17 protein-coding genes and 1 pseudogene are annotated in these 21,149 nt (G+C 63.4%); 9 read left to right on the top strand and 9 right to left on the bottom strand.

Annotation, left to right across the window (positions count from 1 at the left end; all coding sequences use genetic code 11):
• Window positions 1–160: 160 nt before the first annotated feature.
• The 3 genes from ASG57_RS20025 to ASG57_RS20015 form a co-directional block, all read right to left on the bottom strand.
• Window positions 161–3,367, bottom strand: coding sequence for an efflux RND transporter permease subunit (locus ASG57_RS20025; protein WP_057197131.1), 3,207 nt, complete (start codon window positions 3,365–3,367; stop codon window positions 161–163).
• Complete coding sequence (locus ASG57_RS20020; protein ID WP_230646711.1) at window positions 3,364–4,332, bottom strand: efflux RND transporter periplasmic adaptor subunit; 969 nt, start codon at window positions 4,330–4,332, stop codon at window positions 3,364–3,366. The genes ASG57_RS20025 and ASG57_RS20020 overlap by 4 nt, the downstream gene beginning before the upstream one ends.
• Window positions 4,333–4,442: 110 nt before the next feature.
• Window positions 4,443–5,846 (bottom strand): TolC family protein, encoded by a 1,404-nt coding sequence (locus ASG57_RS20015; RefSeq protein WP_057197127.1) that lies wholly within the window; start codon window positions 5,844–5,846, stop codon window positions 4,443–4,445.
• A 414-nt stretch (window positions 5,847–6,260) separates the two neighbouring features.
• On the opposite strand from ASG57_RS20015, the gene ASG57_RS37960 reads away from it, so the two are divergent.
• From ASG57_RS37960 to ASG57_RS19995, 5 genes and pseudogenes are all read left to right on the top strand, one after another.
• Window positions 6,261–6,947 (top strand): hypothetical protein, encoded by a 687-nt coding sequence (locus tag ASG57_RS37960; protein WP_156402754.1) that lies wholly within the window; start codon window positions 6,261–6,263, stop codon window positions 6,945–6,947.
• Window positions 6,948–6,973: 26 nt separating this feature from the next.
• Complete coding sequence (locus ASG57_RS20010; protein WP_156402753.1) at window positions 6,974–7,474, top strand: hypothetical protein; 501 nt, start codon at window positions 6,974–6,976, stop codon at window positions 7,472–7,474.
• Window positions 7,475–7,840: 366 nt separating this feature from the next.
• Window positions 7,841–8,515, top strand: coding sequence for a heavy metal response regulator transcription factor (locus tag ASG57_RS20005; protein ID WP_057197122.1), 675 nt, complete (start codon window positions 7,841–7,843; stop codon window positions 8,513–8,515).
• The gene (locus ASG57_RS20000) at window positions 8,493–9,953 is read left to right on the top strand and encodes a heavy metal sensor histidine kinase (protein ID WP_057197120.1); all 1,461 of its coding nucleotides are present in this window, start codon (window positions 8,493–8,495) and stop codon (window positions 9,951–9,953) included. Before ASG57_RS20005 ends, ASG57_RS20000 begins: the two co-directional genes overlap by 23 nt.
• A gap of 273 nt (window positions 9,954–10,226) precedes the next feature.
• A pseudogene (locus ASG57_RS19995) lies at window positions 10,227–11,426 on the top strand (MFS transporter).
• 247 nt (window positions 11,427–11,673) lie between these two features.
• Here the strand turns inward: ASG57_RS19995 and ASG57_RS19990 are convergent.
• Together ASG57_RS19990 and ASG57_RS39250 are read right to left on the bottom strand one after the other, a co-directional pair.
• Window positions 11,674–13,194: a multicopper oxidase family protein gene (locus tag ASG57_RS19990; protein ID WP_057197180.1), complete on the bottom strand. Its 1,521-nt coding sequence runs from the start codon at window positions 13,192–13,194 to the stop codon at window positions 11,674–11,676.
• 383 nt (window positions 13,195–13,577) lie between these two features.
• Entirely contained in the window at window positions 13,578–13,904 is a 327-nt protein-coding gene (locus tag ASG57_RS39250; RefSeq protein WP_063997006.1) for a hypothetical protein, read from the bottom strand.
• A gap of 405 nt (window positions 13,905–14,309) precedes the next feature.
• On the opposite strand from ASG57_RS39250, the gene ASG57_RS19980 reads away from it, so the two are divergent.
• Window positions 14,310–14,768, top strand: a complete 459-nt coding sequence (locus ASG57_RS19980; RefSeq protein ID WP_057197119.1) for a hypothetical protein — start codon at window positions 14,310–14,312, stop codon at window positions 14,766–14,768.
• Window positions 14,769–14,798: 30 nt separating this feature from the next.
• Entirely contained in the window at window positions 14,799–15,182 is a 384-nt protein-coding gene (locus ASG57_RS19975) for a DUF302 domain-containing protein (protein ID WP_057197117.1), read from the top strand.
• A 151-nt stretch (window positions 15,183–15,333) separates the two neighbouring features.
• Here the strand turns inward: ASG57_RS19975 and ASG57_RS19970 are convergent, their stop codons facing one another.
• From ASG57_RS19970 to dsbD, 4 genes are all read right to left on the bottom strand, one after another.
• Window positions 15,334–16,029: a L,D-transpeptidase gene (locus ASG57_RS19970; RefSeq protein WP_057197115.1), complete on the bottom strand. Its 696-nt coding sequence runs from the start codon at window positions 16,027–16,029 to the stop codon at window positions 15,334–15,336.
• Window positions 16,030–16,124: 95 nt separating this feature from the next.
• Entirely contained in the window at window positions 16,125–16,253 is a 129-nt protein-coding gene (locus ASG57_RS39695; RefSeq protein ID WP_283806200.1) for a hypothetical protein, read from the bottom strand.
• A gap of 317 nt (window positions 16,254–16,570) precedes the next feature.
• Entirely contained in the window at window positions 16,571–17,218 is a 648-nt protein-coding gene (locus tag ASG57_RS19965) for a DsbA family protein (protein WP_057197114.1), read from the bottom strand.
• A gap of 29 nt (window positions 17,219–17,247) precedes the next feature.
• Entirely contained in the window at window positions 17,248–19,071 is a 1,824-nt protein-coding gene (gene dsbD, locus ASG57_RS19960; protein WP_057197113.1) for a protein-disulfide reductase DsbD, read from the bottom strand.
• 102 nt (window positions 19,072–19,173) lie between these two features.
• Between dsbD and ASG57_RS19955 the strand changes: the two genes are divergently transcribed.
• Together ASG57_RS19955 and ASG57_RS19950 are read left to right on the top strand one after the other, a co-directional pair.
• A complete protein-coding gene (locus tag ASG57_RS19955) occupies window positions 19,174–19,836 on the top strand; it encodes a response regulator (RefSeq protein WP_057197112.1) in 663 nt (220 codons plus the stop codon).
• Entirely contained in the window at window positions 19,833–21,146 is a 1,314-nt protein-coding gene (locus ASG57_RS19950) for an ATP-binding protein (protein WP_057197111.1), read from the top strand. Before ASG57_RS19955 ends, ASG57_RS19950 begins: the two co-directional genes overlap by 4 nt.
• Window positions 21,147–21,149 lie beyond the last annotated feature (3 nt).

The following is a 21,149-nucleotide window of genomic DNA, read 5'->3' as shown; positions in this document are numbered from 1 at the left end:
CCGCGATTCATTGCTCGGTACTGTCTGCAAATCATTTAGACGATCGAGAGATCCGGACTGGACCTATGTTGTTGGGCTATGCGTGGCAGAGGTCTCTCTTTGCTCAGAAGCCGCCGCGATCGGCCAAGACGCTCGAAGATCGCGCTGTTCGCCATCCGATCTACTCTGCGGGAGCGGGCCCCGGGCTTGCTTGTCGAGTTGCGAATTCATTGGCCTCCGCTTCGAAACGCCCGAACCGCAGCGCCAGCGTCGGGAGCACGAGCAGGTTGAGCGCCATGGACGTTAACAGCCCGCCAAGAATCACGACGGCCATAGGCCCCTCGATCTCGCGGCCGGGATCACCCATGCCGATCGCCAGCGGCAGCACGCCCAGGGCGGTGACCAGCGAGGTCATTAGAATCGGCGTCACCCGATCGGCGGCGCCGCGGATCGCGGTATCCGGCCCCCAACTCATTCCTTCGACTTCGACAAGATGTTCGTAGTGCGCAACCATCAGGATCGAATTGCGAAGCGTGATCCCGAACACCGTCACGAAACCGACCAGCGACCCCAGCGACAGTAGGCCTCCGGTTGCGAACACCGCCAGCACGCCACCAACGAGCGCAAACGGCAGGTTGACCAGCACCAGGAGCAGGTTTCGCCAGTTGCCCGTCACGATCGAGAGTAGCAGTACGATGCCAACGGCGGCGATCAGCGAGTTCAGAAGGAGATCGCGCTGCGACTGCGACTGCGCTTCCGCGGCGCCGGCGAAGGTCACGTAGGAGCCTGCCGGAAGCCGAACCTTCGAGCCGATCGCCGCACGCGCTTCCTGAACGAAGGAAGCCACGTCCCGCCCCGCCACGTTGGCAGTGACGGTTTGCAGGCGCTGCCCGCCCTGGTGCAGGACCTGGTAGCGTCCGGCGACTTCGTAGATATCGGCGATCTGCTTCAGCAGCACGTAGGTGCCGCCCCCGGAAGAGCTTGCACGGGCCGTGGCCGATGCCGTGCCCGGAGAACTTGTGACGCGAAGCGGAAGGTCGCCGACCTTGGTCACGCTGCCGCGGCTTTCCGGATCCAGAATCGTGATGACGTTGAAGACCTGGTTACCTTCGTAGGTTTGGCCAACGACATCGCCCTGGTAGGCGGTGCGGATGAGATCGAGCACCTCGACGGCATCGAATCCCCATCGCTCCAGATCTGGCTGCCGCAAGCGGATCGTGAGCTGTGGGAGCCCCGGCGGCGACTGCACCTGAACTTCGGTGGCGCCGGGAATCCCGCCGAGGACGCGTGCGATCTCCTGCGCCGTCCGATCGAGAACGTCGAGGTCGTTGCCGAAGATGTTGACGGCGACGGAGGCGGTGTAGCCCGAAAGGGTCTCCTCGACCCGCTCGGTCAGGAACGTCTTGACCGAGAAATTGACGCCAAGGAAGCCGGCGAGTGTCTTGCGGATCTCAGCCTGCGCGCCCTCGGCCTCATCGCCGCTTAGCGGCTTCAGATCGACCTCGAATTCGCTGTAGTGCGGTCCCCAGGTGTCGCTGACCTTCTCCGCCCGGCCCACCCGCTGCGCGACCGACCGGACCGAAGGCAGAGTCCGCAGCGCGTCGGCGACGCGCGCTCCGATGCGCAGCGACTCGTCGATGGACGTGCCGGGCACGGCCGACATGTGAATGATGAAGTGCCCCTCCTTGAGCTCGGGAATGAACCCGCCTCCGAAAAAAGGCAAGGCCGCGCAGCCGACTAGCGTAAACGCTACCGCGGCGGCAATTACGGTCCGCGGCTGCTGCGCAATGCCCCGCAGCAGGTTTTCGTAAGCGGCGCGCGTCCAACGGACGACCGGAGGATCGTGGGCTGCGGCGGTCCGGCCGGCAAGCAGCGCCATCGAGAGCGCCGGCGTCACCGTGAGCGCGACCAGGAGCGACGCCAGCACGGCCAACGTGTAGGAGAAGCCGAGCGGCGCGAACAACCGACCGGCAAGTCCGGAAAGCGCCATGATGGGTAGAACGACGAGAATGACGGCCAAGGTGGCGTAGACGACGGCGCTGCGGACCTCGATGCAGGCGTCCAGAATCACCCTGGCTTCGGATAGCGGTTCGGGCAGGCGCCGGTTCTCGCGCAGGCGCCGGACGATGTTCTCTACCCCGATCACCGCGTCGTCGACCACGACGCCGATCGAAATCGCAAGGCCGCCAAGGGTCATGGTGTTGAGGGTCGCCCCCACCACCTGGAGAACGATCGTCCCGGCCAGCAGTGACAGCGGAATGGCGATACAGGAAATCGCCGCGGTGCGCATGTCGAAGAGAAACAGGAACAGGATTGCGATGACCAGGACGCCGCCGATGATCAAGGAATCGCGGACGTTGCTGGTCGCGGTGTGGATGAAGTTCGCCGGCCGGAACAGGTCCGACTGAACGCTAATGCCGCTGGCCGCCAACCCCGGCCGCAAATCCTCGAGCGCCGCTTCAACGGAGGTCGTCACGTCCACGGTGTTCGCGCCGTACTGCTCGGAGACGTTGAGAATGACACCCGGCCGGCCGCCGATGGCGGCGCCGCTGATCGCGGGCTCCGGAGCGTCCCTCACATCGGCGACATTGCCGAGCGTGACGCTCGAGCCGTTCTGGCTCAGCAGCACGGTACGGGCGATCTGCGCCGCCTGGAGCGATTGGCCTTCGGTCTGGAATACGATGCGTTGGTTCTTGGTGTCGATGAAGCCAGCGCCGCGCACGCCCGTGGCCTTGCGGGCCGCGGTCAGAACATCGTTCAGGCCAAGGTCGTACAGGATGAGCTTATCGGGGTGGACCTGAATCTGAATGGCCCGCGTCTCACCGCCGAAGATCGCGACGTTGGCGACGCCGGGCACCGCGAGCAGCCGCAAGCGGACGGTCCATTCCGCGATCGAGCGGAGTTCCATCAACGATTTCGAATCCGAGGTCAGGCCGGCGACGAGCACGGTGCTGGTCGATGACGTGAGCGGCGTCAGTGAGGGCGGCTGGACGCCGACGGGAAGCTGCTGGGCGGCTGCGGCCAGCCGTTCGGCCACGACCTGGCGGTCGCGGTAGATGTCGCTCGAGGGATCGAAGAACACCGTGACGACCGAGAGCCCCTGTATAGAGGTGGAGCGCAACGTCTGCACGCCGGGCACTCCGTTGATCGCGGTCTCGATCGGCCGAGTGACGAGAATTTCCACCTGCTCGGGCGTGAGGCCGGCGGCCTCGGTCTGTATGCCGACCTGGGGCGGCGCAAATTCCGGGAACACGTCGTACTTGACCCGCCCCAACGAATAGACCCCGTACGCCAGCAGCAGGCACGCAAGCGCGATGACGATGCCGCGAAAGCGGATCGCAAAGCCGATGACCGCCGCCTGCGGTCCCGATGGAGGCGCGCCGGTCATTTCTTGTCCTCGCCGACCTGGATCTGCGCGCGGAACTCCTCGGACAGGAGCGCCTGTGCGCCGCGCGTCACGATTTGGGCATCCTTCGGAAAGCCCTTGACGACGTAGCCTCCGCCGGGCGCCGGAAAGTCGGTCGCGATCGAGACGCGGGTGAACTTGTCGGGGGCGCTGCGCCGGTAAACCCAGGCCCGGTCCTGCCACCATACGATGGCCGGCTCCGGAATGGCCGCGCCTTCGACAGTTGCGCCGCTGGGCAGATACGCAATCACGTTCATGCCGGGCAACACGCCGCTGTCGGCCGCGGCGATATAGAAATAGCTCACGCCCTGAATCTTCGGATCGGTCCGCGTCGCGGGCGAGACGAACCTGATGTCCGCGCGCAGTCCGTTGGCGGTGAGGATCGCGGCAGTCGGCGGAGGCGTCGGTATCGACACCCCCGGCGGCAGGGTGACCTGCAACAGAAAGTCCTGCCGCTCGATCAATCGGGTGATCGTCGGAGATCCCTCGATCAGCGCCTTGCCTAGAACCGGCCCCCACTCCTGTTGCGCGGTGGCCGCGAGCGTCCGGAGCTGCGACTCGGCGGACGCCTGAGTGGCCACGTCGGCGCCGTAGGTCGCCTGCGCCGCCTGGACTGTCGCCTGCGAGACGATCTGCTCGTTCTTGTTCAACGTCTGCGCACGTTCGTACGCAGGGCGCGATGCCGCGAGCCGGGCGTTCGCGGCCTGCAGCGAGGATTTGGCGTTCTGGTAGCTGTTGCTCAGGTCGGTCAGGCGCGCCAGATCGACGACCGTGCCGTAGGCCCGGACGCGCTCCCGATATGGCGCCGCCGCAACCGGGGACGTTTCGATCCCGTTGTGCTTCTGGGCTTCGGCGTCCAGCGTCACGACCTGCTCGTCGTTATCCAGGGAGACGCGGAGCGGAGCCTTGATGGGTCTTTCCCGCTCGGCCTCGAGCGCCGCCTCCATTCGTCCCGCCACGAAACCCCAGAGAATCCCGCCTCCGACGCCGGCCAGGACAAGTACAAGAAGGAAACGGCGCAACGGCCGCCAGCGCTTCTTCGATGGCTTCGATTCGATCATATGCCTGACCCTGATGGTCCGCGTGGATTCGTCTCCGAGACGAAGAGGCGGACGCGCGGTTCGAATATCGGGTGCTGAAGCGCATCCTCCAGCGCGCCCAGCGCCTGTCGCTGCTGCACCAGGACGTCGAAACGCGAGATTTCGATCGCCGCCACCTCGAGCTCGGCCGTGACCAGGGTGGAGCGATCGACGTCCCCGGCCTGCAACGAGCGGGAGACTTCATCCTGACGCCGACGTCCAGTGGCAACCAGCGCATCCGCCGTCGTCATCGTCTGGTTTATCGCGCGATAGCTCGAGACGGCGGTGTCGATCGCCCCGATGATCTGTGCCTGCAAGGCGTCGAAGCGAGCGGCGGCATCCTTGCGGCGGGCATCCGCCTCGGCGATCGGCCCCTGGTTCTGGTTGAAGATCAGCAGTTCGAAGGACAGATCGAGATTGTACTTGTTGGCGCCCTGATCGAAGGTGTAGCCGGGCCCGACATTGACGTTCGGGAATTGCTTCGCGATCTCCAACTGCAGGGCAGTTTGCATTGCCGCATATTCGGCGAGGAGCGCCTGCACGTCGCTGCGACCGACGAGGGCCTCGCGGCGCAATTCGCCGGCCTCCAGGCGGAATGGAGGTGCCCGCTCGAAAGCGCCGAACGAGAGGCTGATGGCGTCCAACGCTCGGAGCGGCACGCCGACGGCGGTCGCAAGTTGCGCCCGTGCCTCGGCGCGTTGCCGCTCTGCATCGCGCACCGCAAGACTTACCTGATTGAGGTTTATCCGCTCGCGCGTGAGGTCCAATGCGGAGGCCTGACCTTCCGAGAACCGCCGTTGGAGCAGGTCGACGAGTTGGCGCTGAAGGGCCGCACGCCGGCCGTTCAGTTCTAGCCTTCTCTGGGCCGCCCACAGGTTCAGGAAGGCGGCGCGGACGTGCCCGCGCACCAGCCAGGTGGCCGTCGCCAAGTCCTCGCGCGCGGCCTCGACCAGGTTTTCCGCCTGGCCAATCCTATACTCGCGCCTACCCATCGTCTCGATCAGGAAGCCTACGATCTGGCCGACGGTCCACGGCGTCGGCGCGGTCATCGTGGCGTTGTAGGTCGCGCTCGCACTCAGCGTAGGATTCGGAATTTGCGCGGCGGTAATCACGGCGGCCCGTGCCGAGACAAGCTTGGCGCGCGAGACGTCGAGATCCGGATGATAGTATAGCGCCGCCAGCGTCAAGCTCGAGAGCTCCCATGCCCGGCCCCCCTTCCGTTGCCGAGGCAAACCAAGCTCGACGAACTCGCCCAATCGCGGATCGTGGAGCGAACGTTCTTCGAGCGCCGCAGCGTGGCGCTCGGCGGAAAACGGCTCGGGCCGATACTGGGCGCAGCCTGCGACGACGATCGTCAAGGGAACGGCAAATGCGGTCCACATCGACTTCCGACCGAATAAGTTCGCCCGCCACATTGGATTCATCCAAACCTCGACACCTACACTTGCCTACAGAAGCGAGCCTGACAGGCCCCTGACGCCAAGATGACGATTTCGTCATCTGCCGGTAGCAATGCGCTTCGCCTTTCGTGACGGAGATCAAGCTTGTCTTCTCGGGCCGGACTAGCTTGACGTGAGGCCACTTTCGGAGGACGCGGTAGGAGTCCCGTTCGAATTGGATCGCCCGCATGCAGTCGAATGAGGCTTTCGGTGTTTTTGGCGTGAAATCTAGTGCCGCCAGTTCGCATCAAACGTCAGGAACAGGCGCCATCAGGGTGAGGTTTTTCATGGCAGCCGCAAAGCACATGGCCATGCTGGCAGGCTTGGCCGTTCTCGGTCAGCTACCGGCGCTCGCAGATGAATCGACGAACGTCGCGACCCGGATGGCCGGAGCGACGGCCCCATCGGTCACTTCAGAGCGACCGTGGGGAACTTGGTCCTATTGATCCGGGCGCCAGTCTCTTCTACCAGAACGTCGATTTTCGATGGACGTTTTGGGGCTATGCTGAACGTCTGGTCGACGCGCAGGGCGACAACAACAGCACATGGCGCCGCTTCCGGCAGGGCAGTGAGTTTGATCTTCCCCGTATCACCGATCAGTTACGGCCAGCGCTCGTCTACGAAATCGACATGGTCAATTCTTACTTCTTCAAGAACGGCATCGGCGGAACAAGCGGATTTGGCCGCTGCAATCTAGAAAATTTTTTCGTTGCGATTCAGGATGTCCGGGATCCCGGCCATCTGCGCGCCCTGCTCGGCCAGAACCCCCATATTCTCTCGCGCGAGGACAATCTGTCGTCCGGCAATCTCCCAACCATCAATCGATCTCTGATCCTAGAAGAGCATGGGACAGCGAATCTCTTCGGCGCGCAATTTGGTTCGAGTATGTTCAGGCGTTGTCGCCGCAATACACGATCGCCTTTGCCGCCCTCGATAACCGCGGCTCGTTCAACGTCGACCGCCCTCGATACTCGATCGGCAATTCGCTCTCGGCAAAGCTCTCTGCGACGCCATTCGAGGATAGGGAAAGCGGACAGAAACTAACTTTGGGGGGCGGCATCGATCATACGATGGACATCCACAACGGAATGCTGAGGCTGCTGACCGCCGTCGGCCAATCTGGCTTGGGCGCCCTCCCGGCCGAAGGCGACAAGTTGACCGTCGAAGGCGATGTGTCCTATTCGTTTAAGGCCTTCGGACATCCTATCACCTTGGAAGCCGAGGGCTTGCTTTCGAACTTCAGCGGCAGCAAGACGAAAATTGGTGGCGGCTACGTCATGGCCCAGCTTTCGCTGTTCGACACCGAAATCTGGGGCGATCTCGACCTCTTCGTCCGCCATGATGTGGTGAATGCAAGCGCCGCCGGTTTTGGCGGAAGTGCTCGGCATCAAGCGGTGAGACTTGGGATCAATTACAATCCTCCTCCCCACTTCAAGAAGCTCATCAACCTGCACTTGGAATATGCGCACAATCGCATCGTCGGCCCGGCAGGCATGGTGTTCGGGCCGCGAGACTCTGATGAACTGATGCTTGAGATCCGAGCAAGTCTGCAGCTCTATCAGCGCCATTGATGTGCAGCGATGCGCAAACCTGGCCGCTACGCCGGTCGGCGATTGCGATTGAGCCATCACCACTGTGTCTGTGGCGCACAATCGACACGGGGCGAGACTGGGGTACGCTCCGATCGCTCCGTCGGCTCGCCAAATCGTTCCACAACTCGGCCAGTGACCGAAATAAAATGTTTGCCTCCGCCGGCGCGCCGAACGTCGGCCGGTCGCATGTCCAGAGCGCATTGATCGAATCGGAGGTGCACCTGCAAGATGACGATTTCGTCATCTTGGCGTCGGCACCGGATTGATTTCCAAAGACGCGACGGGGAGATTATGTTGACGTGGATCAAGCGCGTGCGAAGTTGAAGCGATGGAGTCGTTCGGTAAATGAAGATCCTCGTCATCGACGACGAAGAGAAGTCGGCGGCGTATCTCAAGAAGGGCCTTGAGGAGAACGGCTTCGTCGTGGACGTGGCGCATGATGGGGAAAGCGGGTTGTTCCTCGCGCGTACGGGACCATACGACCTGATCATTCTCGACGTCATGCTGCCGGTCATCGACGGCTGGTCCGTCATGACGGAGATCAGGCGCACGCAAAGCGACGTGCGCGTCCTCTTCCTCACGGCCCGCGATGGTCTGCAGGACCGGGTCAAGGGCCTGGATCTCGGGGCGGACGACTATCTCGTGAAGCCTTTCGCGTTTTCGGAACTGCTGGCGCGCACCCGGTCCATTCTGCGGCGGAGCGCGAAGCGCGAGCAGACGATACTTCGGCTCGACGATCTCGAAATCGATCTCAATCGCGGGCGTGCCACCCGCGCCGGCAAGCCGTTGGACCTCACGCCAAAGGAATTTCTCCTGCTTTCGCTGTTCTTGCGGCGTGCCGGCGACGTCCTTTCCCGGACCGTAATCGCTGAACAGGTATGGGACATGAACTTCGATAGCGACACCAACGTGGTCGATGTCCACATTCGGCGGCTTCGGTCAAAAGTAGACGATCCGTTCGACAGAAAGCTTCTTCATACCGTACGCGGAATTGGCTATGTCCTCGAAACGCGATCCTGAAGCTGCGGGGGCACGGCGGTGGCCGATCTGGCGCGGCCCGACTTCCATCGCTCTGCGCATAACCCTTTGGTACGTGCTTTCCGCCGTGGCCATAGTGTCGGCCGCGACCGGCACGCTCTATTGGGCGATGGCGACCAACCTCAATCAAGAGGATCGGCGCATCCTCACCAACAACCTGGATAATCTCCGACTGCTCCTGAAGCCGCAGCACGGCTCGGGCTTTCTCACCGAGCCAGCAGCACCCGATGCCTCGCCGGCGGACACGCAGATATACATCCGCGTTCTGGACCGGAACGGCCGACTGCTGGTCGAGACCCCCGGCATGACGCAGGAGATTCCGCCGCCGTCGGCGGAGACCCTGGAAACGCTCCCGACCGGACCGCCGGAGACCCGGGACATCGCGACCCGCTCCAAGCGGTCGTTCAAGATCCTGACCACGCGCGCGCCCGCCGACGCCAGGAGCCCGGACGCGCAGTACGTGCAGGTGGCGATGGACCGCGGAGCCGAAGAAAAGACGTTGCGGCGCTACCGAGAACGCCTTTACCTGATTCTGGTGTTGGCCGTGGTCCTCAGCTCGCTGGTCGGATACGCGATTGCCCGCAGCGCCATGCGTCCGGTCGGCGGCATCAGCAAAACGGCGGAGCGGATCCGCTCGACCACGCTCCATGAGCGGATCGATACCGCAGATCTGCCTACGGAACTTCTGGGACTCTCCTCCACCTTCAACCACATGTTGGACCGGCTGCAGGGCTCGTTCGACCGCATCTCGCAATTCAGCGACGACGTCGCGCACGAACTCCGGACGCCGGTCAACAACTTGAGGGGCGAGATTGAGGTCGCCCTCACACGGGCGAGAAGCAACGAGGACTACCGCGATATCCTCGGCTCCAGCCTGGAGGAGTGCGCCCGCATTTCGCGTATCATCGAAAGCCTGCTGTTCCTGGCTCGGGCCGACAACGCGGTCGGCCAACTCGACGTCGAGGAGGTAAACGTCCGCGACGAGATCGCGAGCGTGAAAGACTTCTTCGAACCCTCGGCCGCCGAGAAGGGTATCGACTTCGAGCTCGGCGCTCCTCCGGCGCTCACGGCGCGCGTTGATCGAACGTTGTTCCGCCAGGCTCTAAGCAATCTGGTCTCGAACGCCATAACCCACACGGACCGCGGCGGACGGCTTCGCATCAAGGCGCAGGCTTCAAAAGGTGCTCTCGCCGTTGCCGTCTCGGACACCGGCAGCGGGATTCCCCCGGCTGATCTGCCGCGCGTCTTTGAACGGTTCTACCGGGTCGACAAGGCGCGGACGGGTTCGCAACACAACGTCGGGCTGGGCCTCGCAGTCGTCAGATCGATCGTCGTCCGGCACGGCGGGCATGTCGAGATCGACAGTCATCTCGGGGAAGGCACCACGGTGACCATGGAATTTCCGAGGAGTTGCGCATGACGCGAAAAAGCACAGACGGCTCTGCCTGGCGACGCGTCGCCACCACGCAGCGCTCTGGCACGTGGCTCGCGCTGCCTTGCCGGGATGGATCGCGGCAACGTGATCTCGACCGTTCCAGCCGTCGACTGCAACTGGAAATCCCGGGCCCAATCCGCGGGAGCGGTCCCGGTGATCTAGATAGGAGCGGCCTGGCAGGCGCGGGTGCCGGCAGGAGCGAGCTTGATGCTTTCCGACGGGGCGGCGCGATTCACAAAATCACAGGCGGGCTACGAAATGGCTGAGGCGAGCAGGCAGAAATACTCGGTGAGGGACATTCCGACCGGCGTCTGGGCGCTCGGCTTCGTTGCGCTATTGATGGACGTCTCGTCGGAGATGATCCACGCGGCTTCCGGTATACCTGGTGACCGTGCTCGGCACTTCGATGGTCACGGTCGGTTTCATTGAAGGCATCGCCGAAGCGACAGCATCCATCACGAAGATCTTCTCCGGCGCCCTCTCCGACCGGCTTGGCAAGCGCAAGCTGCTCGCCGTCGTCGGATACGGCCTCGCTGCAGTGACCAAGCCGGTGTTTCCGCTCGCATCTACGGTCGACCGGCTGGTGGCTGCGCGCTTCACGGACCGGGTCGGCAAGGGCATCAGGGGCGCGCCGCGGGACGCGCTGATCGCGGACATCGCCCCGGTGCATCTGCGAGGGGCGAGTTTCGGCTTACGTCAGTCGCTGGATACGGCGGGAGGCTTCACGGGGCCGACGCTGGCGATCGCACTGATGTGGTGGACGGCCGACAACTTCAAGGCCGTGTTCTGGTTCGCGGTCTTTCCGCCCTTCTGGCGCTGGCGCTCATCATCTTCGCCGTCCATGAGCCGGCGCGGACGAAGGGGATGCGCGAGGTGCGCAATCCGATCAGCCTGGCCGAGATCAAGCGTCTCAGCGCGGTGTACTGGTGGGTCGTGGCGGTCGCCACCGTATTCACGCTGGCGCGGTTCAGCGAGGCATTCCTGATCCTGCGCGCGCAGAACGTCGGGCTGCCGATTGCACTGGTGCCGGCGGTGCTGATCGTGATGAACGTCTTCTATGCCCTGGCGGCCTATCCGGCGGGCATCCTCTCGGACCGCATCGACTGGACGGGACTGCTTGCGCTCGGCCTCGCCCTTTTGATCGCGGCAGATCTGGCATTGGCTTTCCTTCCCACGACCAGCGGCATAGCCGTCGGGACCGTGCTTTGGGGACTGCACATGGGATTCACGCAGGGGCTGCTGGCGACCCTCATTGCGGATACGTCGCCTCCGGAACTGCGAGGGACGGCATATGGGTTTTTCAATCTGCTGGGCGGCTTGGCGATGCTCGCCGCGAGCGTGATCGCCGGCGCACTCTGGGATGCCGCCGGGCCGAGCGGAACTTTCGTCGCGGGAGCCGGGTTCGCGCTGGCGGGGTTGCTGGCCGTGCGGGGCAAGAATACACGGGCGTGTCTATGATCTCTCTCTTTAGAACGCCTGAGTTTGCGCCATTCTATTTGGGTTTACTTGCTTCATTTGTGGGTGGCGTTGGCCGGCAGGTGTCGGGTCTTTCCAGCCGAGCGTGTGCAACGAAAAGCGGGCGAAATCGACTACACGAAACGGCAGCACATCGGTGCTTTCGCGATGAGGAGGCCGCCGCCCACTGTCGACGAGCTGCGGTTTCGTCCTATCAGATGACCATATTTGGAATAGGGCTATGAAAATATCAGGCGGCCGTGAACTGCCCCATCATTCCATTATCCTCATGCTCCAGGATGTGACAGTGATACATGAAAGGCGCCGCCTTCGAAGCGGGCTGTGTGAATTGTACCAGCAATTCGACAGACTCCTCCACTAGGACAGTATCCCGAATACCCTGATCGCGAACAGACGGTTTGGCTCCGCCCCGACTTAGCACTTGGAAGTGCACGCCGTGGATGTGTAGTGGATGGGCCATCATCTCGCCCGACGCTTCCCAAATCTCAAAATCACCTAGCCGGACTTTCTCGTCGATACGATCCATGTCAAAGGCGCGGCCATTTATGCCAGCCATCGCCATGCCACTGCCTCTGCCACCTTCCATCATTCCGCCTCTGCCAGCCATCATGGCCATCATGCCGCCCATACCCATGTTCAGCGCAAACCGCCGGCGCCTCACGGCCCTGCTTGAGTCTGGATTCGGGCGTGTGACGAGTCGGTCGGGAACGGTTGTCTTGGTGCGATGGCCCGCTGTTTCCGTTGGTTCGAACGCGAGCACGCGCTCATGATCGAGGTCGACGAGATCCCGCAGGAAGTTTCGCGGGCCGCCGACCATGCGCATCATCGTGGGCATGTTACGGTCGGGTGCCGTCTGCAGCGCGACTGATCGTCCATCAGAAAAATCCACAAGGACCTCCGCCCTCTCGCCGGGCGCAAGGCTCAGCGACTGCAGCTTGACAGGAAGCTCCAGCAGTCCGCCTTCCGAGGCAATCCAGTGAAACGTCCGGCCATCCGTAAAGGAAAGATCAAAAATGCGAGCATTCGATCCATTCACAAAACGCAATCTAACCAGCTGCCTCGGCACCCTCGCTATTGGATTCACTGTCCCGTTCACGAGCATTGTGTCGCCCCTCCTACCAGCCATCAACGTTATCATCCCGTTAGGAATGACGAGCCGACCATCCTCGAATTGCCTGTCTTGCAGAACGAGCGGCAGATCATCGACACCATATTCTGATGGGAGCCCGAGCAAATTCTCTTCGTCGTCGGTCACAAGAAGTACACCGGCAAGACCAGTGTAGACCTGTTCGGCCGTCCGATCATGGACGTGTGAGTGATAGAAAAGGGTCGCCGCGGGCTGGCGGACCGGCAGCACGGGGCGCCATGTGGTGCCAGGACGGATGAGTTGATGTGGCCCGCCGTCCACTTCCGCCGGGACAAGGAGCCCGTGCCAGTGCACGGTTGTGTCGTCGCCAAGCGCATTCGTGACCGCCACCTCGACGTCGTCTCCATTGTGGACGCGAAGTGTGGGGCCGAGATAGCTGCCGTTGTATCCGAGGGTTCTGCTCTCTCGACCTGGAAAGAACGAGGTGGTGCCTCGCTGCACCTTGAGGGACGCCGATTGCCCCATCCCCCGAAGGTCGATCAGATCGGGAATCCGCAGTAGCTGCGGCTCGGGGGCTGCACGATCGTGCCAGAGTGAACCGGCCACGACGACGCCGGTGCCAGCCAGAGCAGCACCGGTGAGCAGAGCGCGGCGAGACATCATGACATCGTCCTGCAGCAAATTGGAGGGCTTGAATGGCCTCCCATTGGCGGAGGCGAACGCCACAGCATTGTCATCTCCGGCAAGCCATCGGGGAGCGTTCGCCCATAGTCCTGCGCTTTCGTGAAACTCTTAGTGTGAGCAACGACGCTTACGGGACAGAGTTCCAAGCGCTTACCGGTATGTATGCGTGCACGGCCTCTCCCTTCGTCGTCGGAAGTCGACCAGGTAGGCCCGCGCCGATGATCTTCTCGCGGGCGTACGCGGGGTGGCGACTGTCAGCGGCACAGCCGCTCGATCGGGCGGCGGTGCCGGACACCGAGCATGACCGAGAAGAAGAACCATCAATTTTTCAGAAGAGTGAACGGATCCATCGCTGGCCTCGCTCATGCATCTGCGCCGATCTCATATCTCAGTCCCGGTCTCACGTCGCCTTTGTCAAATATCGTAGGAAGCGGCGGCCGCGTCCCTTCCTGCTTCGTGATGTGATTGGTCGGCAGTTCACGACAATATCGTATCAGGGCTTGGATTTGGTCAGTGGCGGCTGCGACGAGATCGGCGTAGCTGGTGTGACCTTGCGCCGCGGCCTTGAGAATGCATTCGGCGAGAAACGCCTTTGTGGAAACCGTGGCGACGTCTGAGGGCACCCTCGTCATCGCATCTTCAAGAGCGCTCCTCATTCGCGACACCAGCTCGGGATCGAATTGCGGCATTACGACAGCTCCCACCATTGCAGCGTTGCGCGAGGCTATTTGAAGTGTGAGGGAGTGCGCGGCAAAATCAACTTAATTGCGTCGGCGTTAGATGAAATTGGAGAAAGGTTGAAGAGCAAGCGGTTCGACGCACTAAGGGGTCGACGGAGCGAGCCTGCCGCCGGCAACGTTCTTCAGCTCGTATTTCGGAACCGCGAAGCCCGCGACGTGGAGCGCGCCTGATTCGTTACCGCCCGAGGCTCGACATTGCGCCTTGAAACAGCCGTCAGTGATCGTCGCGACGAATCGTCGGACATAGCTGTCCGCTGCACCTTCGCGCGACAGTCGGCCGTCGTCAGCGCGTGCGCAGTAGGAACAAATCAGGACAGCGCGCGTAATCCAGTGAGGACGTCTCGGAGCTGATAGATGGCCACGACGCGGAATCGGGTACCCCTACGTTCGTCTGGGAGCGATAATTGTCGCAGCGAGCGCACGATGCGGGCGAACGTCGCCTTTTTCGCCGAACACCGCGACCAGATTGCCGACAGGTTGCGCGAGCTCGACCGGGAGTGGGACATCGAGAGAACCATCGAAGCTAATGCAGCTGTAACCGGATTCACTGGCATCGTTCTGGCGGCCGCTCACAATCAGCGCTGGCTCGCACTCCCGGCGCTGGTGACCGGCTTTCTGTTCCAGCATACGATCCAGGGGTGGTGCCCCCCGGTGCCTGTCTTGAGAAAGCTGGGCTTTCGCACTTCCTACGAAATCGAGCAAGAACGTCGAGCCCTGATGGCGTTACGAGGCGATTTCAGGCACGTGGCGGAAACCGCGGATAGCGCCCTTCGGGCTGCGAGGGGTGTCCCAAACGCGACTGCACCAGCGTAGCGCTGAGGCACACCAGTACAGGAGTTTGGAATGTCGTACTATTTCTCGAAAACACTCGACCTTCCGTTTGCGGAGGCCGTCGACAAAACGATAACGGCACTCAAGGCCCGGGGATTCGGCGTGTTGACCAGGATCGACGTGCAATCGACGCTCAAGGAGAAGATCGGCGCCGACTTTCGGCCTTACGTCATACTGGGTGCGTGCAACCCGAGAATGGCGCATGAGGCGCTGATGGCCGAGGACAAGATCGGAACCATGCTTCCGTGCAACGTTGTGGTTCAGGAATTCGATGGGAAGACCGAAGTGGCAGCGGTGGATCCGGTAGCGTCAATGCAGGCCATACAGAATGAATCACTGGCGACGATCGCGGAGAAGGTCCGCGGCGAATTGAGGGCGGCGGTCGAAGCCATCTAAAGGCCTTCTGGTCTTTGTGTTGGTGCATCGCTCCAGCTCGGCGACGTCGCCTGACGAAGTGTCGACAGGGGCACTCAGCACCGCCGTAGGAGCGGGATCCCCGCCCCTTGGGGCATCCCTGCTTTCGTCGAGGTCGCGCGCCGATCGAAGTTCATCCGCCGGACGCCGCGGTCTCTGCACCGCCCGTCGGCAGGACCACGACCTTGGCTCCCGACGGCACGCGTCGGTAGAGGTCGATCACGTCCTGGTTCATCATGCGGATGCAGCCGGACGACATCGCCTGCCCGATGGACCATGGCTCGTTGGTGCCGTGAATCCTGTACAGCGTGTCCTTGCCGTTCTTGAAGAGATAGAGAGCGCGGGCGCCGAGCGGGTTTTGCGTGCCGCCCTCCATGCCCCGAGCCCACTTGGCGTATTTCCCCGGCTCCCGGGCGATCATCTCCGTCGTCGGCGTCCAACGCGGCCATTCGCGTTTCATCGCTACATTGGCGGTACCCGACCAGGCCATGCCCTCCTTGCCGACGCCTACGCCGTAGCGGAGCGCCTTGCCGCCTTCCTGCACCAGATAGAGGAAACGGTTTTTCGGGTCCACGACGACGGTCCCGGCAGGCTGCCCGGTCGGATCGTCGACGAGTTGACGCATGTAACGGGTCTTCAGGTCGCCGCCAGGAACCGCCGCAACGGTATAGGCGCCGTCCGAGACCGCGCCATATCGCGGGTCGGACATCGGCGCGTAGCTCGCGGCCGCGGCCTTGGGCACGATGTCGGCGTCGGAGACGCAGCCCGCCAGCGCTGCCGGCAGAAGCACTGCCGCGGCACACACAGCCCATTGCTTTCGAAGCGTCATATTGATTCCTTCGGTGCCGCCTGCCGGCGCGCGTTGGCGACTGCCCGGCGAAAGCCCGCGTAGTCGAGCGTGTTGTAGAGAGGACTTCCGATCAGTTACGATGGCGTCTCGGCGAGGCTCAAGGACTTGCGGACGAGCAGCGCATCGATGACGTCGGCGTGGCGGCGAAGGTCGACCTGCAGCGCCTCCATGTCGATGCCGGATGCGCGGAGGCTCTCCAGCATCTGCTGCTGCGCATCCTGGCCCCGGGGATGGCCATGAGCGTGTGGTGTGCCGTGTCGTACCCGCCTTTATACCGAACTCCCACGCGAGGCGGGCGTCATAGAGAGAGGCGTTCGTCAGGATCGGCCAATCCTTGTGAACGAGGCGGACACCTTCGTCTTCCGCCTTGAGGCTGTCCAGATTTGGTGTGCCCGCCATGCGTCCGTCCTCTGAAAAGAAGTGCGGCCCTGACATCCGATGATCCCAACGTGACTTCGCCAATGGCGGTCAGTCTCGATCTGCAGCTTAAGCCAGGCTTAAGAGCGCGAGCCCGCGTTACTCACTTCTTTGCTGCGCGGGCGCGCGCGTCGGCGGCGACGCGCTTGAAGCCTACATAGTTCAAGGCCTGCGTCACGCGGTACTGGCCGACGATGTAGGCGGGCGTGCCCATCAGGCCTAGCGAATCGGCCTGGGCAAGATTGCGTCGCAGGAGCTTGGTGATGTCGTCGCCGTGGGCCTTCAGATCGGCATCGAGACGATCCATGTCGACGTCGGACTTCGCGATCGCTTCACGCATACGCTCGGCCGGAATCTTCGGCCCGGGAATTCCCATCATCGCGAAGTGCGCGGCGTCGTAGCGGTTCTGATACTTCGCGGCCAGCGCCCACTGCGCACCCTTGATGGAATCCGGCGTCAGAATCGGCCAATCCTTATAGACGAGGCGAATCTTGCCGTCGGTCTTCACCAGCCGCTCGAGCTCTGGCTCCGCCTGTTTGCAGAAGGGGCAGTTGTAGTCGAAGAAGACGACGATGGTCAGATCGCCCTTCGGGTTTCCCGCGGTCGGCGCGGCCGGATCGTAGAGAATGGCTTCGCGCGATATGTCCGCTTCGCTGGGAGCGTCGTCGGCGCGCGCGGGGCCGACCAGGTAGCGGACGCCCGCGACGGCGATCATTTGGGCGAGCGTGCGTCTGGAGACGTGCTGAAGCATGTTAGTTTTCCTTGTTCTGGGAGTTGAGGTCAGTCGGCCGAGGTGGCCGCCGACAGCTTTCCGAGCAGGGCGTCGGCATCGACCGCGCCGACGATTTTGACCGTCGGATCGACGCTTCCGAGCGTGCCGAACAGCAGAATGGTCGGCGGCCCGACGATGTCGAAGCGCTTCATCAGGGCTCGGCTCGCGTCGTCGACGGCGGTCACGTCGGCACGCACCATTCTGAAGGCTTGCAGGCGTGCACGGACTTCAGGTTTGCGCAGGACGGCATCCATGCCCCTGCATTCGACGCACCACTCGGCGGAGAAGTCGAGCATGACGGGCTTCTCGTCCGCGCGGGCCGTAGCGAGTTCGTCGTCCAAGGCGGCGACCGATCGGATCGTTCGGACGGGGTCTTCGGATCCGGTCTCGCGCGTCACGAACCGATCGAGGATGCGAGTCGCGTTGAGACTGTCGTCACCTGCCGATCCGATCATCAGGACCGAGCCGATCAGAAGCGAAATGCTCGCCAGGCCCATGGACACAAAGCGCCATCGACTGTGCGTCATAAGGAATTGCGTTCCGAGATAGACGGAGACACCCGTCGCGAGCGCGCCCCAAAGCTGCAGCGTGGTCTGCTGCGACAGAACGCGGGAAAAGATCGAGATCGCGACGGCGAGCAGGATGAAGCCGAAGGCATGCCTGACGCGGACGAGCCAGCGACCTGGCTTCGGCAGGAACCGCGGTCCCAACGCTCCGAAGACCAGAAGCGGCACGCCCATGCCGACTCCGAACAGGAAGAGGGCCGCCATGCCGCGCATCACGTCGCCGGTGCGAGCGACGTACAGCAGGGCCGTGGCCAGCGGAGGTGTCACGCAGGGGCCGGCGATCAGTGCCGATCCGAATCCGAGAACGGCGGCTGCGGCCAGCGGTCCGCGACCGCCTCCGGAGGCCGCGCCCGATATCCGCTCGACCAAGGCGGCCGGCAGCTGGATCTCGAACAGGCCGAACATGGACAGCGAGAGGGTGACGAGGACGGCGCTCATTACGCCAAGCGCAACCGGCGTCTGCAGCAGGATCTGCAGGTTCTCTCCGGATCCGGACCAGGCTGCGAACGCACCAAGCGTTGCGTAAGCCGATGCGGACGCTCCGACAAACGTCGCCGCGAGGGCAAGCCCCCGGCCGAACGAAAGACGCTCCTGCGACCGGGCCATCAGACCGAAGAAGATCGGCACCAGCGGGAAGGTGCAGGGTGAGAACGACAATAGAATGCCGAAGCCGAAGAACGAGGCCAGCATGCCGCCGAGCGTCACCCAGTAGGAGATGCCCTCGCGAGGTGCGGGCGCGATCGTCGCCGAGACGCCGTCGCTCGCTCCAACCGCGGCATCCGGAGCGTCCACGAAGGATGAGGAACCGGACGAGGACGGGGCGGTGGCGTCGCGGTCCTTGATCGCCAGCGTTTCCAGATTGATCGTCTTGGCGACCGGCGGGTAGCAGATTTGGTACTGCTCCGCGCAACCCTGATAGGTCACTACGATTTCGCGCAACCCTCGTAGATTGATCGAAGCGATCTCGGCCTTTGCTGCGTTCCGGTAGATTTCCTGTGGCCCAAAATTCGGATCGTCCTTGGGTTCTCCATGGGTCGTCTGGACCGTGACAGCCGTCCCGGGAGGCACCGCGTTCTTGGCGGCGATCATTGCGCGGTAGAGGTAGCTGCCAGGCCCGATTGCCCAGATGAGCGATAGCGCGGCGTCGTCGCGTGACACCTTCAACTGGAACGCCTGGTCGGCGGACGGCGGCGTTCCCGCCCGGGCCAACGCGAAGGAGGACAGGAGAACGAACAATATGACCGATAGTCGATGAAAGCCCGGCATGTCGGTGGCGGCCCTGCGTTTTGTGAGCGGATGCCACGACTTGGATAGGCTACCTTAAGCCAGCCTTAAGGCTGGGGAACGAGAGGAACCTCGGAGGTACTGATGCGCATACTCGTCGTCGAAGACGATCCGATCCTGGCCGATGGTCTGCGGGCGGGACTGTCGTTGACCGGCGCCACGGTCGACGCGGTCGGCACCTGCGAGGATGCCGACACCGCGCTCGCGACGTCGCGCTACTCGGCGGTCGTGCTCGACATCATGCTGCCGGATGGTAGCGGCCTGGATCTGCTGCGCAGGCTCCGGGGACGGCGGGACGCCACGCCCGTTCTGCTCTTGACGGCGCGCGACCGCGTCGGCGACAAGGTTTCGGGACTGGATTCTGGAGCTGACGACTACCTGGCGAAACCCTTCGACCTCGATGAACTGGCGGCGCGCCTGCGCGCCATCGTCCGCCGGGAAGGTGGGCGTGCGGTCCCGACCATGACCTACGGCGCCATCGTGCTCTCGCCGGCTGATCTCTCGGCGACCGTCGCCGGCGAGCCGATCAACCTGTCGCGCCGCGAGTTCGCGATTCTGGCGGCGCTGATGGAGCGTCCGGAGCAGGTCCGTTCGCGTGCCGAACTGGAAGAGCGCCTCTACGGATGGCAGGAGGACGTCGAGAGCAACGCGGTCGAGGTTCACATCCACAATCTCCGCAACAAGATCGGCAAGGACACGATCCAGACGCTGCGCGGCGTAGGCTACCGGATGGGGACAGCCCGATGAGGTCCTTGAGACTGAGGCTGTTCGCGATGCTGCTCGCAGCGACCGGGATCGTCTGGTTGGCGGCAGTCGTCTGGATCTACGTCGGAAGCCGCGACGAGGTGGAGCACGTTCTCGACACGCGCCTGCAGGAGGCCGCGCGCATGGTGGCCTCTCTCGCGTCCGGCTTTGACACCCTTCCGGGAAGCTCAACCCCGTCCCCGGTACAGCCGCTCGGCAGCTACGAACGTCAACTGTCGTGTCAGATCTGGTCGCTCGACGGTCGCATGGTCGCGAAATCGAGCGGCGCGCCCGACCAGCAGCTCTCGCCCGCCGCCTCCGGCTTCTCGGACCGGATCATCGACGGCGAACCCTGGCGCGTGTTCTCGGTCGAGGACGCCGATCACAATCTGCGTGTGATGGTGGGGGACCGCGTCGGGCTGCGGGAGCGTCTGGTGACCGACCTGATCAAGGGGCTGATGTGGCCTGCGCTGCTGATCGCGCCGCTGCTCGGCGCCGCGATCTGGGCGAGCGTGGGACAGGGCCTGCGCCCACTGCGGCGGATGGCTCAGGATCTCGGCGCGCGCGAGCCGGACGACATGCGGCACGTCGAGACCGAACGTGCTCCGACCGAGGTCAGGCCGCTGGCGGTCGCCTTGAACGGGCTTCTCAGCAGGGTCGAAGCCGCGCGCCGGCATGAACGCGAAGTGACAGCCTTCGCTGCACACGAACTGCGCACACCGCTGGCGGGCCTGAAGACGCAAGCCCAGGTGGCTCTGGCCGCCGACGACCCAAAGGTCGTGCGCGGGGCGTTGGAACAGATCGTCACCGCTGTCGACAGGAGCGCGCGCCTGGTGCGCCAGCTCCTGACGATCGCAAGGCTGGATTCCGACACCGCCGACGCACCGTTGGCGCCGGTCGCAGTCGGCCCGATCCTGGAGGAGATCGTCGCCGCAACGCCAAGGCACGAACGGACGACGGTGACGATCGACGAGTGCGTCAGGACGATGACGCTCAACACGAATGCCGAATGTCTTCAACTCGCGCTTAGGAACCTGCATGAAAACGCAGTGCAGCACACGCGCGGGGGACGGGTCGCGTGGACGGCCCGGGGCAACGCGCTCGTCATCGAGGACGAGGGGCCGGGGATCCCAGCCGACGAACTCGACCAAATCGGAAAGCGCTTCTTCCGGGGCAGACTGAGAAGTCCTATCGGAAGCGGGCTGGGCCTTGCGATCGTTAAGCTCGCGCTTGCGAAGGTCGGGGCGAAACTCACCATATCGAACCGCGAGGGTCGCAGCGGCACCAGATCGGAGCTGACGTTCGACGTATGATTG

The organism is Bradyrhizobium sp. Leaf396 (assembly GCF_001424605.1).
In the GTDB taxonomy this organism is placed as follows: domain Bacteria; phylum Pseudomonadota; class Alphaproteobacteria; order Rhizobiales; family Xanthobacteraceae; genus Bradyrhizobium; species Bradyrhizobium japonicum_C.
The sequence above is the reverse complement of the archived record's forward strand: the minus strand, read 5'-3'. Positions and strand labels throughout refer to the sequence as shown.